We start from the raw sequence: 17,478 nt of genomic DNA on the forward strand, positions 1-17,478 counted from the left end.
CGAGAGGCGGGAAGGCATTGTGCCGGGCTCGGAGTCACAGATGGCCCATGCGCTCGCGTTTTGTCCTCAGGTAGGCCGTACATTCCGCATGCACCCGAGGCCGCATCGGTATACGTTCGACCATCTCGAAGCCGAAATCCTCGAGCGCCGCGTATTTCGCGGGATTGTTGGTCATACAACGGATTCCGACGACCCCGAGATCGCGCAGGATCTGCCCGGCCGCGCGGTAATCGCGCGCATCGACGGCGAGTCCGAGGGCGAGGTTCGCATCGACGGTGTCGTATCCCTGATCCTGCAGCGCGTATGCCCGGATCTTGTTGACCAGCCCGATACCGCGCCCTTCATGACCACGGACATAGACCACGACACCCCGGCCTTCCTCGGCGATGCTCCGCAGCGACGCGTCGAGCTGATCACCACAGTCACACTTGAGCGATCCGAAAACGTCTCCGGTGAGACACTCACTGTGCACGCGGACCAGCGTGTTTTCGCAACCGGCGACGTCACCGAGAACGAGCGCCAGATGCTGTTCCCCACTGATGGCGTTCACATACCCGATCGCGGTGAAGTCACCCCAGGAGGTGGGTAGCCTCGCTTCCGCGACTCGTTCGATGATCCGCTCCGACCGGTACCTGGCACTGATGAGTTCTTCGATCGTCACCACCGTGAGTTCGTGCTCGGCCGCGAAGCGATAGAGATCCGGTCCGCGCATCATCTCGCTTCCGTCTTCCGATACCAGTTCGCAGATGACGCCCGCCGGATACAGGCCCGCGAGCCGAGCCAGGTCGACCGCGGCCTCGGTGTGACCGGGACGCGTCAAGACGCCGCCGTTCCGTGCCCGCAGGACATGGAGGTGGCCGGGGCGCGTGAAGTCGGAAGGGTGCGTTTCAGGGCCGACCAACGCCCGCGCCGTGGCCGAGCGATCGGCCGCTGATATTCCGGTCGTCGTGCCGTGCCGGTAATCCACGGTGACCGTGAACGCCGTTTTGTGCGGCTCCTGACTTCGATCGACCATCAGCGGCAGATGAAGCTCGTCGGCCCGAGCCTCGGTGACAGCGGCGCAGATCAGGCCGGAGGTGTGCCGGACGAAGAATGCCATGCGTTCGGGCGTCGCGTACTGAGCGGCGATGACGAGGTCGCCCTCGTTCTCACGGTCGGCGGCGTCCACGACCACGACGATCTCGCCGCGCGCGATAGCCGCGATCGCTCGGTCGGCGGCGTCGGAGCCTCGCGCTTGCAGTGCTCCGCTCGAGCGGGTCTCAATCATGCCAGCCCTTCCCTGGTCCATCAAGTTAGTAGACGTTAGCATTCGTAGACAACACGATGCAAGATGACTTCGACACTGTACGTCGCGCTGGACACGCGGAGTTGTCGTCTACTACCTCGGATTACATACGGAACTCCAGGATCGGACGAGCCATGGGCAAGTATCCATTAAGTTCGGGCACGTAAACTTGACAGATTCCACAGAACCGACCGGAGCCGCCGGGCTGTTCGACACCGGTTCCAGACTTCAACGAGTTCGTCGTGGCCGCTGAGGCTACCGAGCCCAGTACCGCGCGCCGGACACCCGATTGCCGGTCTTCTACTGCTCGAGGCTGCTGATCGCACATACTTCGTGCGGGTTCGTCCGGTAACCGCCCCGGAGGCCGCGTTGCTCTCGGCAACGCTTACAGCGACGACGTCCGACCCGGACCGCGACCGTTTCGGCGCGCACCGCAGTGAGTCGCCCTGGGCTCCGACGCGAGCCAAGAGTAAGCGAGCGGTTACGTCGTCGACGGCCGACCTGGACTCGATCGTGGCACTCCACGCAACGGTAAAGCAGTGCTTGTAAGGGGGAAGATCGACAATCGAGCGCGCTATCTCCCCTGATCAAGTATGTCCATGTAAACTTTCTTGTCATGGGCCCAGTAGCGCAGGACGGTCGAGCGGGCATGAAGCGCCCCAAAGATCGAGCCGAACGTATCGTTTCCGCGGCGACCAGACTCTTCAGCGAGCGCGGATTCCATGCGGTCAGCCTCGACGACATCGGGGAGGCCGTAGGAATAACCGGCCCAGCAGTGTACCGGCACTTCCCGAGCAAGGAGGCCTTGCTCGTCACGGTGATCGATCGGCTGGTCGATCGATACGGTGCGAGTTATCACGAGGCCGTGGCCCAGACCCACACCCCCGTCGATCGCCTCAACGCGCTCGCGCAGCGAACGATCGGCCCGCAGATCGACGAGAACAATTTCTGGCCGCTGGCAATTGCCGAGTTGCGCCACCTGCCTGCGGAAATGGTGCAGCCTACGGTTCAGAAGGCCAATGACTACGCCCACACATGGATCGAGCCGCTGCAAAAACTCCATCCCGAGCTGAATATCAGCGAGGCCGAGTTCATGGTGACGGTCGGCGCATGCCTGACACCGACTCTTCGGTATTACCAACCGCAACTGTCCCGATCTCGGCTGACCGACCTGCTCACCAAAATGCTTCTCGCGGCATACGAGTTTCCGGATGTACTGACCCAGCCCATTCCGGATGCGCACGACCATGACGACACAGTGCGGGATGAGACCGGCTCCGCCGGTTGGACCACACCGATCAAGCGCGCTTCGGCGCGCGAGCGGATCCTTGCCCTGGCGCTTCCACTGATGCGGCAGCATGGCTTCAGCGGAATAGGAATGGACGACATCGGCGCGGCCGTAGGCATGACCGGTCCGGGCCTCTACCGACATTTCAAGAGCAAGGAAGACATCCTGTACTCGGCCCTCGCGCGTGTGAACGAGCAGTTGACCATGAGCATGAACAGATCACTGCTGCATGCCCGTAGTCCAGCCGATGCCCTCGAACGCCTTGTCGACAGCTACCTGGATCTCACCATCAGCGACACCGACCTGTCCGCGGTCTACTGGACGGAAAAGCACGCCTTGTCCGACGAAAAGCGCGGACTCATCGATCGCGGCGCACGGAACTACGTCGACGACTGGATCACGGTTGTCACCCAAGTACGCACGGACCGGTCGGATGCCGAGGCGCGCACCATGACTTATGGAGCGCTCGGCCTGATGAACGGCTACTGGCAGGGCCGGGTCACGCTCGAACCGGACCGCGCGCGAATCATCCTGCGAGCGATGGTCATGAGCGCCTTGTTCAAGGCCTGAGGCACGTTTCAAGCCGATGAGTAGGAAAAGGCCACGATGTATCTCACACAGCCACTTCATCGCGCGATACAGCAATACCCGGACCGGATCGCAACCATCGATGGCCACCGCCACCGGACCTTCCGCGAACATGTCGACCGGATAGCCCGCCTCGCCGGTGGTTTGAGATCGATCGGCGTACGCTCCGGTGACCGGGTGGCGATGTACAGCGAGAACTCGGACTGCTTCCTCGAATACCTGATGGCCGTCCCTTGGGCCGACGCCGTGCTCGTTCCGGTCAATATACGGTGGAGCGCCCAGGAGATCGTCGACAGCCTGATCGACGCCGAGGTGGAAGTTCTCCTCGTCGATGACCGATACGCAGAGGCTGTTGCCGATCTGCAGGAGCTCTGCCCCCCGTTACGGCATGTCATTCACACCGGGCGCCCCGCCATCGGCGTCGCGAACTGGATCGACTACGAAGAATTGATCGCCGATGCGACTCCGGTGCCGGACGCGCGACGCGGTGGAGATTCGCTCGCGGCCCTGTTCTACACCGGTGGAACCACCGGAAAGTCCAAGGGCGTGATGCTCAGTCATGCGAATCTGATGACCTCGGCGATGGGCAGCGCGGTCGCGGGGTTCTGGGCGACACCCGGTGGGCGTTTCCTGCATTCGGCGCCTATGTTCCATCTCGCGGATCTCTCGATGTGGGCGGCACATTCTCTGGGCGGCAGCACCCACGTCATCGTGCCGAGCTTCGAGCCGCGCCGGGTATTGCGAGCGGTCGAGGAGCACCGCATCACCGACCTGTTCCTCGTGCCGACCATGATCCAAATGCTCATAGAGCATCCGGGATTCGGCGAATACGACCTGTCCAGTCTCCGGCGGTTCTGCTACGGCGCCTCGCCGATCCCGCCGCACGTCCTGGACCGGACTTTGAGCCTCCTGCCCGATGTCGAACTCGCCCAGGCCTACGGCATGACCGAACTCTCACCCGTGGCCACCTTGCTCGGGCCCGAGGACCACCGCAGCGACACCGCGCGACGGTACTCCGCCGGCCGCGCCGCCCCGCACAGCGAGATCCGCGTCGTCGATGACGCCGGTGACGATGTCGCACCGGGCGAGATCGGGGAGATCGTCAGCCGCGGTGGTCATGTCATGCTCGGATACTGGAATCGACCCGACGCGACGGCCGCAGCGCTCCGCGACGGGTGGATGCGTACCGGTGACGCCGGCTACCTCGACGAGGACGGCTATCTCTTCGTCATCGATCGGATCAAGGACATGATCGTCTCAGGCGGAGAGAACGTCTACTCCGCCGAGGTCGAGAAGGCCCTGCACCAGCACCCGGCAGTGTCCGCCTGCGCCGTTATCGGCTTGCCGGACCCCACCTATGGCGAACGTGTGCACGCCGTCGTCACGCTCCGAGCCGGTCGAACAGTGACGAGAGAGGAGCTGCGCGCGCATGTGAAAACCCTTATCGCTGGGTACAAAGCACCACGCACCGTCGAGTTCATCGATGCGCTTCCGCTCACCGGCGCCGGGAAGATTCTCAAGCGCGAACTTCGACGGCGCCACCTCGACCAGGAGACGCGGCCGAGCTGATGGCGGCCGACCCCGCGTCGAGGCGGCCGACTGCCATCCCGCCACATCACCCGCTGCCGTCCACGGGTGCGCGTCCCGCTACACCGCGCCAGGGGTGACGAGGCTTTCGCCCGTCGGCTTCACCGTGTCGGATCGCTCCAGCACGAGTGGGTCCGCCCCCAAGTACGCATCGATGACCAAAGGGTTGTTCTGAATTTCCGCGGGAGTACCCTCCGCCAGGAACCGCCCCGACTCCATCACGACGATCCTGTCGGCAAGGCTCATCACCAATGGAATGTCGTGCTCGATGATGATCAAGCTCATACCGAAGGCATCCCGCAGCCGCGCGATCGCCACAGCGAGCGCTTCGGTCTCGCGCTGCGCGATTCCTGATGACGGCTCGTCCAGCAGCAACAACGTGGGTTCGAGGGCAACGATACAAGCGATATCCGCAATGCGCCGGGTACCGGTGGACAGTTCGGCTACCTGCTTGTTCTCGTACGCCTCCAACCCGGTCAGCCTGATGAGCCGCCGAGCCGTCTCCACATTCCGCCGCTCGCTCCGAGAAAGACCGATGATGGAAGGCAGGAACCGGGTCGGTTTCGTCCTTTCCAACGAAACCTGAACGACTTCGAGGACAGTCATCGTCGGGAACAGAGCCGCGTCCTGGAAGGATCGAACGAGCCCCAGACGGGCTCGCTTCTCCGGGCCGAGCTTGGTGACATCCCGGCCTGCGAACACGACCTTGCCTTCGTCAGCGCGGACGAAGCCGCCGAGCAGCTCGAACAGCGTGGTCTTTCCGGCACCATTCGGACCGATCAATCCAACGGTTTCGGAGGGCTCCACGCGCAGACTCATGTTGTCGACGGCCACCAGGCCTCCGTACCGCTTGCGAATCCCGACACCTTCGAGGCTCTTCCGCGCGTCCGACCGAGCTGGGTCCGAGACGCGGGCGGGCAAGTCGAAACCGTTTGCGGCAGCCTGTATTTCACCACTATCGGTCGACTGTCTCGACCCGCCGATTCCCGCGAGCAGGTCGATCAGACGTTCCCGCAACGGCTGAACGACCTGCGCGATTCCCCCCGGGAAGCACAAGATCAGTACCAACCAGCCGAGTGCGGTGGCGGCGAGCCCGGCGTTGTCCAAGGGCGCGAAACTCGGCAGGGCGACTACGTAGAGCGCACCGACGATCGGACCGACGAGCACGCCGATTCCGCCGAGGACTGTCATCGCCACAACGTCGATGGACGCGTGCGCACCGAAAGTGTTCGAAGAGATATGCGACAGCGAGTTGCCGAATACGGCGCCACCGAACCCGGCCAGAGCGCCGGCCAATACGAACGCTTGGAGTTTCACGTAGACAGCCGAGATCCCGAACGCACGTGCGCCCTCTTCGTTGTCACGAACCGCGATCAGACGGCGGCCGATGCCGCTTCGCCAGATATTCCGAGTCAGCAGTACCGCGACTACCAGCGCGGCCAAGGCGAAGAAGTAGTACCGCTTGGACGTATCGAAATAGGCGGAACCGATACGCGGATCTTCCGGGTTGACTCCCCCGGAGAACATCCAATCCTGTTGGAACAGCCAGGATTGTGCCATGAGCGCGAAGGAAAGCGTGGTCACGCCCAGCATCAGGCCACGAATGCGCAGCGCAGGCAGGCCGATCAGGACCGCGGCGACGGCACCTGCGGCCGCTGCGCCCAAGAGTCCGAAAGCGAAGTCCCCGGTGTGCTTTGTCATCCAGTAGGACGCCGCAGCACCGATGCCTGCGAGGGCGAATTGCCCCAGCGAGAGCTGACCGGCCAGCCCGGTGACCACACCGACCGACAGCCCTACGATCGAGTAGCCGAAAACCGCGACGAGGATGATCGTCGACTGACTGCTGAGTCCGAGCGGAAGCAGGATCGCAACGATCAATGCGACGGCTCCCACCGCCCAACTCAGATTTCTCGCCACCGTGGCTCGCCGCGACCCGACCGGAAGCGGTGGCCATGGCCGGACCATCTTCCAGGCGCCCTTGTCTTCATCGCGGCCGGTACGCGTTCGTTGCAGGAGCAGGACGAGAACGATGCCGACGAAGAGCATCATCTCCACGGCGCCGCCGGACGGATAGTTCCAGAGGAGGACCTGCTCGATGATCCCGACGCCTATTCCGGCGCCAAGGGCGATGGGCAAGCTCGCCATTCGGGCGATCACGGCTGGAACGAGTGCCCGCAGCAACAGCGCAGGCCCCAGCGCATCCGTGGAGGTGAAACCTTGGGTCGGAAGGATGAGGATCGCGGTGAAAGCGGCTATGGCGCCTGCGATCGCCCACGCGAGTGTCGACATGCGACCGGTGAAGATACCGGCCAGTTGCGCGGCCTCCGGGTTGTCCGCCGATCCCCTGATGGCGAGTCCGAAGCGGGATTTCCGCAAGAAGAGCATCAGACCCGCCACGATGGCAGGCGTCAGGAAGAGCATCGCCGAATAGGCCGGTGTGACATCCAGAGCGCCGATCTGGAACTCGGGAAGGAAAGTCGGCTGAGGGAAGGTCGAGCCGGCGCCTACCGAGTTGTTCGCCACCACCGACATGAGTAGGAGGAATTGCGCCACACCGAGACTCGCCACCATCGCCATCAGACTGGGAGCTTTGCGGAGTCGTCGGACCACCACCACCTCCGTGGCGGCACCGACGGAGGCGGAAACCGCAAGCGCGAGAACAAAGGCGATCCAGTACGGAACGTGCCGCTCCACGACCAGGAGCCCGAGAAGAGACGCCCCGAGTGCACCGATAGCGCCATGCGCGAAGTTGATGATGCGGTTGGCGCGATAGATCAGTACGAGCCCTACTGCGAGGATGCCGTACACCATGCCCGCGATGATTCCGAGGGTGACCGCAGAGCCCACGATCTCGAACCCTGCCAGAGAGATATTCATCGTGGGCCGCCTATAGTCGTCGTTTCCAGGTTCACGGTCTCGGTCTCGGCCAATCCGCCTGCGGCGCCTTTGAGGAATACCGAGCGGAGCAGGTCGCCGCGCTCGAGCAAGTCTTCCGCGCGGCCATCGAAACGGATCTCACCCTTCTCCATGAAGTACGCGTGCTGCACCAGCGAGAGCGCGATGTTCACCGACTGCTCGACCAGTACGATCGCGGTCCCCCGAGCGTTGATGCGACGAACCATCGTCAACAGCTCGGAGACGATCTTCGGCGCCAGACCCAGTGACAGTTCGTCGATGAGCAGCAATCGCGGCTCGAGGATGTATGCCTTCGAGAGGGCGAGCATCTGCTGCTCTCCGCCGGAAAGGGTGGAGGCTAGCTGATTGCGCCGTTCGGCCAGGCGGGGAAAACAACTGAACGTCTCGTCGATTCCGGCCTCGAGTTTCGACCGGTTCCGTCCATGGGTGTATCCGATGAGGCGGAGGTTTTCGGCAACCGTAAGGTTCCCGAAGACGCCGCGGCCACCCGGTACCTGCGAAATTCCCATGGGCACGCGACGCTGCGCGTCCACCGTGGTGATGTCGACCCCGCGGAAACGGACTATCCCCCGGCTCGGCCGGCCCAGACCGGAAATGACTCGCAGCAGGGTGGACTTGCCTGCGCCGTTCGTGCCGAGCAGGGCGACCATCTCGCCGTCGTCCACGGTGAAGTCGACATTGAACAGCACCTGCAGCTGGCCGTACGAGAAGTCGATCTTCTGGCACCTGATCATCGGAAGATGGGCGCCGGAACTGCGCAGGATCTGGACCTCGGCATCCTCGACCACGGTATCCACGGCCCGATCGAGATCGCCATTGATCGACAGGGAAGCCTGGCGCAGGAAGTAGACCGCTCCCACTGCGGGCAAGACCAGCGCGACGCAGACGCCGAACAGATCGAACCGTCGGGCCATTCCGTCGACGAAGGCGATCCCGCAAGCCCCGCCTACCACCCAGAACAGTGCGTTCATGATCGCGAGCGCATGCGTCCGCATACCGGGGGGCAGCACGGACATCAAGCTGAGCGTCGAGATCGGCGCCATGGCAGCGACGAGGGCCAGCGCGACGCCGAAGGCGATCACCGTCAGCGCGTACACCGGAACACCGGTGGCCAGGCACAGTGCCGCCATCCCGGCCATCAAGACAGCGCAGCCGAGCTTCAGCAACCCAGCCGGATCCTTGTGGAAGGAACGTTCTCCCCGCCGTGACACGGCGATCAACCCAAGGGATGCCATGAGGCAGACACCGGCGAATACCACGCCACGCTCGGTTCCCCCCACCTGCCGTTCCTCCCGGAGGAAGTCGAATATGTGATATGGCAACGGAATCGACGACATGCCGAGGAGGACAGCTCCCGACAGCATCCGGCGAGCGGTCGGCACCGTCGAGATATGACGAAGTACTTCGTTCACCCGCGGCCGGCCGGTCATAGCTCGCGGATGCGCCGCCCCCTGATCGGTCGATGACTCCACCATGGCGAGCAATGTCTTGCTGTCGGCATCGGTGTCCGGAAAGTTCCGTGCACACGCGGCCACCGCCACCGAGCACACCGACAGCGATGCCAGCACCGCGACCGCGACTCGCCACGACAGATCGAGACCGCCGGTCAGAACGGAAACCAGCAGGGCCGCAATCGCGAGCCCGCCGACCTGCACGGCGAACATCGTCGACAGCGCGCGAAATCGGACCGTGGGCGGGTATCCATCCATCACGACAGCTGGGTACAGCACCAACGCACCGAGGCCCGCGCCAGCGGCGATCTGCGCGGCGTACATGCCCACCAGGTTCGGCGTCACCGAGGCACCGAACAATGCGAGACTCGAGAGGATCGCGCCGAACAGGATCGACCGACGCCGTAGGCGCGGCCGCCCGCAGCTCACAGCGGCCAGGACCAGCCCGGCCATAGCCGCGACCGCGACACGAATGCCACTTGCCGATGACAACTGGCCGGAGCTCGCATCGATCGCGTCCTCGATCTGTGGCGCCGAGAAGAAGGCCCCGAAGAACATGAACGTGCCGACCCCGGCCAGGCAGCCGAGGGCGGCCAGAACAGGCAAGCCGCTGCCGGCTTGCACCGCTCGGCGGAATCCCGGGGCGGAATCCACGCCCGTGACGCCGATTGCCGCCCGGCCCTTCGCACGAAGCTGATCGCTCACGCGCTCGAGACTGTTGACAGTCTGCTCGGCTCGGCGAACTTCTTCCAGATGCCGAGCGGAAGTGTCGTCTCTTGTCATGTTCTCCGGCTCCGTCATCGCTGAACCATCCACCCGATCAGGCGCTGGGAATCTCGGACGCGGTCTCCGAGATCGCTTCGCGGACGGGCATTTCCGCTGCTACAACTCACCATTGGACTCATCCCGTGAGTGCGAGCACGGCGATACGGTCCCGCCAGCGCGAGGCGTCGCCCAAGAACATTCGGCAGAATTGAGCGCGTCGGTAGAACAGATGCGCGTCGTGCTCCCATGTGAATCCGATGCCCCCGTGCACCTGAACGCACCCCGCCGCGGCGAGATGACCTGCTTCGCCTCCGGCAACCTTTGCCGTCGCAGCCGCCGGACGCGCTTCCGGGGCCATCTCGTCGATAGCCCACGCCGCGAAATACACTGCCGACCGCGCCGCCTCGACGGCCGCGAACATATCGACGCAGCGGTGACCGATCGCCTGGTAACTCCCGATGGGGCGGTCGAATTGGACCCGCTGCTTGGCGTAACCGGTCGCCATGTCGACCGCTTGCGCACCGACGCCGACCGCCTCGGCCGCCACCGCGACGGCCATGCGGTCCATTGCCGCTTCGAGAATCTGCCACCCCGCGCCCGGGGCTCCGAGCAATCTCTCCGCCGGAATATCGACGCCGTCCAGAAACACTCGGCAGAGTCGCCGCGTGTTGTCCAACGAATCCATCACTTCCGGGGGACGGACGAGCAGCTCGGCTGGAACAAGAAACAGCGACAGTCCATCCTCCGGCGCCTCGCTCGGGTGAGTTCGAGCAAGCACGACTATCTCGTCCGCGAGGTGCGCGTCCGTGACGAACGATTTGCAACCGGAGAGCCGCCACGAATCGCCGCTGCGCGTCGCACACGCTTCGACGCCGGCGGCATCCCATCTGCCCGTCGGCTCGATCAGTGCGGCGGTCGCGCACAATCCGCCGGTGGCGACCCCACGCAGGAAGTTCTCCTGAACGGGTCCCGAACCGGATTCCGCTACCAGCGGAGTGGCAAGACAGACAGTCGAGAAGAACGGTGTGCCGAACAGGGCCCGTCCCGCCTCTTCTTGCACGATGGCCAGCTCGACCATGCCCAATCCGAGGCCTCCGGCTGACACTGGCACGCAGATACCGCACCAACCCAGTTCGTCGGAAACCCTCTGCCACAGCGCGTCCGGCGAATGGTCCGAAGCATCGAGTGCGGCACGGAACGGCGCGGGGCCCGCTTCCTTTGCCAGCAGGTCACGAACAGTACGGCGCAGTTCCTCTTGCTCTACCGAGAACCCGAACTCCATGGGTCGTCTCTCCTATTTGTATCGCGGAAGACCGAGAACGCGCTCGGCGATCGAGTTGCGGAGCACTTCGCTCGTGCCCGCTTCGATCGTGTGGGCAAGCGATCGCAACTGGACCTGTGGCCACGGCGACAGACCCGATGTCACCAGCGCTGCCGGGCCCAGGATCTCGACGGCGAGAGCCGCGATACGCTGCGTCGTTTCACTCCAACCGAGCTTCGACAAGGACGCTTCCGGAGACGGGATTCCGGTTTTCATCGTCGCCGAAAGACCACGGACCGCATTCAGCCACATGGTCTCGACGTCGACGTAGAGTTGCGCGAGTCGCTGGCGGACAACAGGATCATCGACCGGCCGACTACCGTCCCGGCCCTCAGCCGTGGCGAGTGCGACCAACTCTTGCAACTTGATCCGTGCGTCGGTAACCAGCGTGAAGCCGAAGGTCCCCCGCTCATGCATCAGCGTTGTCATCGCGACCTTCCAGCCGCCGTTGATCTCACCGAGAATGTTTTCCCGAGGGATCCGAACGTCGGTCAAGAAGATTTCGCAGAACTCCGCATCCCCGTTCAGTTGACGCAAGGGCCGCACTTCCACTCCCGGCGTGTGCATGTCCAGCAGGAAGTACGTAATGCCCTGGTACTTACCGGCTTCCGGGTCGGTTCGGGCGAGTAACGCGCATCGGTCGGCGACATTGCCGAAGCTGGTCCAGACCTTTTGCCCGTTGACCACGAAGTCGTCGCCATCGGCGGCGGCACGAGTACGCAGGGACCCCAGGTCGCTTCCGGATCCCGGCTCGGAGAATCCTTGACACCAGATTTCGTCGGCGGCCAGGATCTTCTGCAAGTAACGATCCTTCTGTTCTCGCGTGCCGACCGCCATGATCGTCGGCCCGACCATGCCGAGCCCAATGGCGTTGATCGGCTGCGGAGCCCGTGCCCGGGTGATCTCCTCGTTGAAGATCGCTTGTTCGATCAGGCTCGCGCCACGACCGCCGTGCTCGACGGGCCACGCGACACCGACCCATCCGGCCGCGGCCAGGACGCGTTGCCACTCGTGTTGCTGCTCGAAGGTCACGCAATCCTTTTCCGCAGGCGCGTTCCGCGCGAGCCAAGTGCGTAGCTCGCTGCGGAACGCAGCCTCTGCGGGCGTGTCTCGAAATCGCATCTCATAGTCTCCGAATTCCGCCGATGCCGTCGATCCGCCTTGTTCAGTCGGCGGAGAAAGCGCCGCGCATCAGGTCCGCTGCGTTCTGCCCCTCGGAAATCAGCATCTCGGCGAGATCCGCGCGTTCTCCGACGATCTGCGGGATCCGGACAGCGAGGTCCTCGACACTCCATTGCTTGTCGCCGACCGCGTTCGCTATCACCCGCCATCCCTCGTAGAGGCTGATCTCCGCGCCCCAGACTCCCCAGACTCCGCCGGTGACAGTGCAATCGGCGGTGGCCAGGTAGGCGACGAGTGGCGAAATATTCGCCGGGTCGAACAGGTCGAACGCCTGCGGATCGTCGGGCTGCTTGACGATTTCATCGAGGCCCGGCGTCTGCAGGGTCAACCGGGTTCGCGCGACCGGCGCAATCGTGTTCACTCGGACGCCGTAGCGGCCGAGCTCCTTGGCTGCGATCTGAGCGAAGGCAGCGATGCCCGCCTTGGCAGCTCCGTAGTTCGTCTGGCCGACATTGTTCTGGAGCCCGGAATTCGATGACGTGCACACCACCGACGCGTTGACCGTCCGACCGTCCTTCGCCTGTTGGCGCCAGTACGCGGCGGCATGCCTCGTCGTGCAAAAGGTCCCTTTGAGATGGACGTCGATGACGTTGTCCCAGTCGGCTTCCGTCATACCGACCAGCATTCGGTCGCGGATGATTCCCGCGTTGTTCACCAAGACATCGAGATCGCCGAAACTCTCGATGGCGGTTCGAACGAGCCGCTCGGCCCCCGCCCAGTCGGACACGCTATCGGTGTTGGCGACCGCTTGCCCGCCCAGACTCGTGATCTCGTCGGCCACCGACTGGGCGGCTGAGGAATCCGATCCGGCCCCATCGGGCGCACCGCCGACATCATTGACGACAACTTTGGCGCCCTCCTGCGCGAACAACAGCGCATGGGCGCGCCCGACTCCGCGACCCGCACCGGTGATGATCGCTACTCGACCTTCAAGTGAACCCATATCGACCTCGTCTCTGTAGTAGTGGTGAATTCGTTGTCAGGCAGAGGGTTCCGAGCCCCAGATGGAGACGAACGACACGGCAGAACCCGGAGCACCACCCAGGTTGTGGGTCAAGCCGAGCTTCTTGCCGTTGCTGATCTGACGCTCGCCCGCTTCGCCCCGCAGCTGAAGCCATATCTCGAACAGCATGCGAAGCCCCGAGGCGCCGATCGGGTGACCGAAGCTCTTCAAGCCGCCATCGGGATTGACCGGCAGTGTGCCGTTATGGTCGAACGCTCCGGCGAGGACGTCCTTCCACGCTGTACCTCGGTCGGCGAAACCGAGATCCTCCATCAAGACCATCTCGGTCACGGTGAAGCAGTCATGCACCTCGGCCATCGCCAATTGCTCGCGCGGGTCGGTGATACCGGCCTGCTGGTAAGCGTCGCGGCACGACGCGACCACTTCGGTGAAACTCGTGTAGTCGTAGTCGGGATCCATCGGTCCTGTCCCGGCGCCGGCGACGAACGACAATGCCTTGACATAGAGTGGCTTTGCCTGATAGCGGTGGGCATCCTCGGCGCGCACGATAATGGCGGCGGCGGACCCGTCGGATACGCCCGAGCAGTCGAAGATACCCAGCGGACCGGCCACCAGAGGCGAATCCTTGATGGTCTGCTTGGCGACCTCTTTGCGGAACTGCGCCCGAGGGTTTTTCACGCCGTTTCGATGGTTCTTCCACGCAATATGCGTGAACACATCCTTCAGCGTTTCGTCGTCCACCCCGTACTTGTTTCCGTAAGCAGGCGCGAGGGCCGCGAAGAGCGCAGGTGCGCTGATATCCGGGAAGGTGCCGTCGTTCGGTGGGATCGAACCGGTCAGTCCCGAGAAACCGCCATCCTTGAGCTTTTCGACGCCGACGGCCATAGCCACGTCGTATGCACCGGACGCCACCGCGTAGCAGGCGTTGCGGAATGCCTCGGAACCGGTCGCACACATATTCTCGAGGCGCGTCACCGGCTTGTTGTCGATCTTCAGGGGGCGCGACGCGGTCAGCCCGCTCGTTCCGGAATTCATCGTGCCCAACCAGAAGGCATCGACGTCGCCCATCGTCATGTTCGCCGAGGCGAGCGCCTCCTGCGAGGCATCGACGATCAAGTCGGACGCGTCCTTGTCCCACAGTTCACCGAACGGTGTGCAACCCATTCCGACGATTGCCACCCGATCGAGAATTCCCCTCGACGCCATCAGTCCTGCCCTCTCACTGGCCGAGCCTTCCAGAAGTAGTTGTGTATGCCGTTGGCGGTGTACACATTTCGAAATGTCATCTCCACGCGATCACCGATCGAAAGACTGTCGGGATCGACGTCGGTGAGCTGACATTGGAATCGCCCACCCCCATCGAAGTCGAGTACACCGACCACCGCCGGGGGCGACTCGGAGTAAGTCAGATGGTCGATCGTGTACGTCGCGATCGTTGCTTTGACCTCACGCATCGATTCCGGCGACACCTGGTCGACGGCATGACAGCGCATGCATACTCGCGCGGGCGGCAGATGCACGGTCCCGCACGAGCAGCGGGATCCGACGAACGCGTACTTCCACCGTTCGGAGCGGTACGACGGCGGGGCGGCAGGAGGGACCGGATCCGGACGCCGCGGCGGCTCCGTTCGAAGGATGCCCCGCCAGGTCAGGTACTTCGCATAGCTCAGGTCATCGCGCGAAGCTTCGATTTGTGCCCGCACGCCGAGGGGTTGGCGCCGACTCGGCAGCAGCTCCGTCGTCCGGAAGATCATCACATCGACACCGTCGGCAAGGACGACCACGGCTATGGTCTCAGCCGGCGCGGCGACATCGAGAACGCTCGCCAGCAGCAGGGCCGGATGCGCTGTGCCCGTATTACCGACGACTCCTGTCAGGTCGTCCACCAGGGCTTCCGGGCGAACGCCCACCGCCTTGGCCACCGAACGGACTGCCCTTGCCTGCAAACCGGTCACGATGAGGTGGTCGATGTCTGTCGCCGTGATACCCACCTGCTCGAATGCCCTCGACACCGCAGCCGCTGCCAGCGGAACATAGGCGGATTCGCCGAAGCGTTCCTCCCAGACTTTCGACGCGATCTCGCCCGGCACTCGCCAACGATCGAGAAACTCGGCAGATGCCGAATCGCCCCCGAGATAGTCCGCGATGAACTCGCCTGCGGCGGCACAAAGAAGCGCCGCGGCACCATCACCACCATCACGCTCGTCGACGCCACCCGGAAGACCGGTGCGGATATCGGCCGACACGGCCAACGAGGCTTCGGAGGAAGCCAGTGCGGACTTGAGCGCCCCCACACCGGACCGCACGGATCCGACCATGTCGACCGCGAAGGCATCCTGGTCCAGTCCCAGAGCGGCATGAAGGACGCCCGCGTTCGTCTTGTCGAGATATGGCGGGCGGGTTGTCGAGAAGAAGACCTGCTCGGCGCCCGATCCACCGGGCAGGTGCGCCAGCGCAGCGCGCGATGCCTCGACACCCATGGATGTCGCATCCTCGTCGTAGGACGCGACCGACCGACTGCCTCGACCAGCAGGCGTCCCCATCGCCGACGCGATGTGTGCTCGCTGAAGGCGCCGGTACGGCAGATAACTTCCGTAGGACAAGATTCCGCTCATCGGGCGATCTCCGCGAGTCCGTTGGTCAGGATTGTTTCGCCGCCGCTGTTCACGGTGTCGAATGCATAGATGTTCCGGTCGAAGATGTGACCGGCGTCCCAGATGCGCGTGTCGATCTGCTCGCCTGGCAAGGCCACTCGCGAAAAGCGAACAGCGAGCCGCTTCAACGCATTCGGGTCTCCCCCGCCGACACTGTCGATCACGGCTCGGCCGGCGAATGCCATCGTGCACAGGCCGTGCACGATGACACCCGGCAACCCGACAGACTTCGCCAGCTCGTCGTCGAGGTGGATCGGCATGTGATCGCCCGACGCCTCCGCGTAGCGCCGTGTCTGATCGTCGTCGAATTGCTGGACGACCGTCGCCAAAGGGTCACGCTGGCGGTAGTTTTCGTCCACTACGGAGCCTGGTGGGGCGGCCTCACCCCTGGACTCGGTGGGCGAGACGCCGCGATAGAACAACGTCCAGTACTGGGTATTGACCGGGGCGTTGTCGGCATCGGTTGTCTCGAACTTGATCACCGCGGCGGTACCGCTGGACTTGCCGAAGATGCCCACCGTCGCACTCTTGATTCGCAATTTCATCTCTGGGCGGATCGGCTGATGGAAGTACACGTCCTGTTCACCGTGCAGCACTTTCATAGCCGCTGCGGGCTCCAGGTCGATAACCGGATACTCGATCTCCCCCGCTTGGCCCTGGGCAGCCGAGAGGCTTTGCGGAACCACAGCGAACATGGGTGGCGCCAGAGCGCCGTCGAGGTGCTCCGCGGCCACGTTGTTCGTCGCTGCGGAGTACTTCCGGATCTGCTCATTCGTAACTGTGAATTCGAGTTCGCTCGACCACTTGCCGAGATTCTCGAGCCTGAAACCCACTATTTCTCCTACTCCGAGGCTGCACGGTCCGCTAATGCGGATGCGACTTCGGTATTCACACCGTCAGCACACTGCAGTATGAAATCCCGATACCGACCGATGGCACTTTCATTGACCGACTCCAGGATCGAAACCAGTTCCAACCAGCCCCAGAAGGGGGACCGCCAGCCGTTCCCCTCGACACGTCCCGCAATCGCGAAACCTCCTGCACCATCCGCGCGTCTCGGAGTCGGTTCGAAGACGACCCGAACCGCTACGGGAACCGGCATTTCGTCCGAGTGTGTCCGGCTGGCCTCGATACTCACGATCGCCCCGCCCTTTCGTATCCCGTAAATCGTCGCGAGTCGAGCACATCACGCGGCCACATGATCGGGAATAGCTCGCCTATTACAGTTAGCGACAGGTCGCCTCCGCACTCCGAAATGACGTGGCGGCCAACACACACTCGGCGCAGGAGTTCGATACATGACGGTCGCCGATGGTGCCCGACAGCGCTCGACATTCACCGGCGGCCCGTAGGCAGGCAACCATTCGCGCGGCTCGAAGCTCAGCCCAGAGGATGGCGCGGGTGACGATCATCGACAGCACGGCACCCTTCGGACGCACAGCGTTCCGATCAGCGATCTCGACCGAACCACTTGCCG

The 17,478-nt window shown here is 63.7% G+C and carries 11 protein-coding genes and 1 pseudogene; 3 read left to right on the top strand and 9 right to left on the bottom strand.

Annotated features, from left to right (window positions below; all coding sequences use genetic code 11):
• Positions 1-34: 34 nt before the first annotated feature.
• Positions 35-1,267 (bottom strand): bifunctional 3,4-dihydroxy-2-butanone-4-phosphate synthase/GTP cyclohydrolase II, encoded by a 1,233-nt coding sequence (locus tag OHA40_RS02755; RefSeq protein WP_330231490.1) that lies wholly within the window; start codon positions 1,265-1,267, stop codon positions 35-37.
• A gap of 667 nt (positions 1,268-1,934) precedes the next feature.
• Between OHA40_RS02755 and OHA40_RS34635 the strand changes: the two are divergent.
• From OHA40_RS34635 to OHA40_RS02765, 3 genes and pseudogenes are all read left to right on the top strand, one after another.
• Positions 1,935-2,039: pseudogene (locus OHA40_RS34635) on the top strand (TetR family transcriptional regulator); the annotation flags it as partial.
• A 63-nt stretch (positions 2,040-2,102) separates the two neighbouring features.
• Positions 2,103-3,143 carry a TetR/AcrR family transcriptional regulator gene (locus OHA40_RS02760; protein ID WP_330231491.1) on the top strand — a complete coding sequence of 347 codons (1,041 nt, stop codon included), beginning with the start codon at positions 2,103-2,105 and terminating at the stop codon, positions 3,141-3,143.
• Between the two features lie 36 nt (positions 3,144-3,179).
• Positions 3,180-4,730 (top strand): acyl-CoA synthetase, encoded by a 1,551-nt coding sequence (locus tag OHA40_RS02765; RefSeq protein ID WP_330231492.1) that lies wholly within the window; start codon positions 3,180-3,182, stop codon positions 4,728-4,730.
• A gap of 78 nt (positions 4,731-4,808) precedes the next feature.
• Here the strand turns inward: OHA40_RS02765 and OHA40_RS02770 are convergent, their stop codons facing one another.
• The 8 genes from OHA40_RS02770 to OHA40_RS02805 all read right to left on the bottom strand — a co-directional run bounded on the left by OHA40_RS02770 (position 4,809) and on the right by OHA40_RS02805 (position 16,834).
• Entirely contained in the window at positions 4,809-7,625 is a 2,817-nt protein-coding gene (locus OHA40_RS02770) for an ABC transporter permease subunit (RefSeq protein ID WP_330231493.1), read from the bottom strand.
• On the bottom strand, positions 7,622-9,820 hold the full coding sequence (locus tag OHA40_RS02775; RefSeq protein ID WP_330231494.1) for an MFS transporter: 2,199 nt from the start codon (positions 9,818-9,820) through the stop codon (positions 7,622-7,624). Before OHA40_RS02775 ends, OHA40_RS02770 begins: the two co-directional genes overlap by 4 nt.
• A 196-nt stretch (positions 9,821-10,016) precedes the next feature.
• A complete protein-coding gene (locus OHA40_RS02780; protein WP_330231495.1) occupies positions 10,017-11,162 on the bottom strand; it encodes an acyl-CoA dehydrogenase family protein in 1,146 nt (381 codons plus the stop codon).
• A 12-nt stretch (positions 11,163-11,174) separates the two neighbouring features.
• Positions 11,175-12,323 carry an acyl-CoA dehydrogenase family protein gene (locus tag OHA40_RS02785; RefSeq protein ID WP_330231496.1) on the bottom strand — a complete coding sequence of 383 codons (1,149 nt, stop codon included), beginning with the start codon at positions 12,321-12,323 and terminating at the stop codon, positions 11,175-11,177.
• Between the two features lie 43 nt (positions 12,324-12,366).
• Positions 12,367-13,326, bottom strand: coding sequence for an SDR family oxidoreductase (locus tag OHA40_RS02790; protein WP_330231497.1), 960 nt, complete (start codon positions 13,324-13,326; stop codon positions 12,367-12,369).
• A gap of 36 nt (positions 13,327-13,362) precedes the next feature.
• The gene (locus OHA40_RS02795; RefSeq protein WP_330231498.1) at positions 13,363-14,553 is read right to left on the bottom strand and encodes an acetyl-CoA acetyltransferase; all 1,191 of its coding nucleotides are present in this window, start codon (positions 14,551-14,553) and stop codon (positions 13,363-13,365) included.
• Positions 14,553-15,962 carry an OB-fold domain-containing protein gene (locus tag OHA40_RS02800; RefSeq protein ID WP_330231499.1) on the bottom strand — a complete coding sequence of 470 codons (1,410 nt, stop codon included), beginning with the start codon at positions 15,960-15,962 and terminating at the stop codon, positions 14,553-14,555. The genes OHA40_RS02795 and OHA40_RS02800 overlap by 1 nt, the downstream gene beginning before the upstream one ends.
• Entirely contained in the window at positions 15,959-16,834 is an 876-nt protein-coding gene (locus tag OHA40_RS02805) for a MaoC/PaaZ C-terminal domain-containing protein (RefSeq protein ID WP_330231500.1), read from the bottom strand. The genes OHA40_RS02800 and OHA40_RS02805 overlap by 4 nt, the downstream gene beginning before the upstream one ends.
• Positions 16,835-17,478: the final 644 nt, after the last annotated feature.

Origin of the sequence: Nocardia sp. NBC_00508 (assembly GCF_036346875.1) — a bacterium.
Lineage (GTDB): Bacteria > Actinomycetota > Actinomycetes > Mycobacteriales > Mycobacteriaceae > Nocardia.

Excerpts from the sequence above, each read along its gene's own strand:
- OHA40_RS02765 (WP_330231492.1), top strand. The coding sequence starts at position 3,180 with ATGTATCTCACACAGCCACTTCATCGCGCGATACAGCAATACCCGGAC.
- OHA40_RS02795 (WP_330231498.1), bottom strand. The coding sequence starts at position 14,553 with ATGGCGTCGAGGGGAATTCTCGATCGGGTGGCAATCGTCGGAATGGGT.
- OHA40_RS02770 (WP_330231493.1), bottom strand. The coding sequence starts at position 7,625 with ATGAATATCTCTCTGGCAGGGTTCGAGATCGTGGGCTCTGCGGTCACC.
- OHA40_RS02790 (WP_330231497.1), bottom strand. The coding sequence starts at position 13,326 with ATGGGTTCACTTGAAGGTCGAGTAGCGATCATCACCGGTGCGGGTCGC.
- OHA40_RS02755 (WP_330231490.1), bottom strand. The coding sequence starts at position 1,267 with ATGATTGAGACCCGCTCGAGCGGAGCACTGCAAGCGCGAGGCTCCGAC.
- OHA40_RS02800 (WP_330231499.1), bottom strand. The coding sequence starts at position 15,962 with ATGAGCGGAATCTTGTCCTACGGAAGTTATCTGCCGTACCGGCGCCTT.
- OHA40_RS02785 (WP_330231496.1), bottom strand. The coding sequence starts at position 12,323 with ATGCGATTTCGAGACACGCCCGCAGAGGCTGCGTTCCGCAGCGAGCTA.
- OHA40_RS02780 (WP_330231495.1), bottom strand. The coding sequence starts at position 11,162 with ATGGAGTTCGGGTTCTCGGTAGAGCAAGAGGAACTGCGCCGTACTGTT.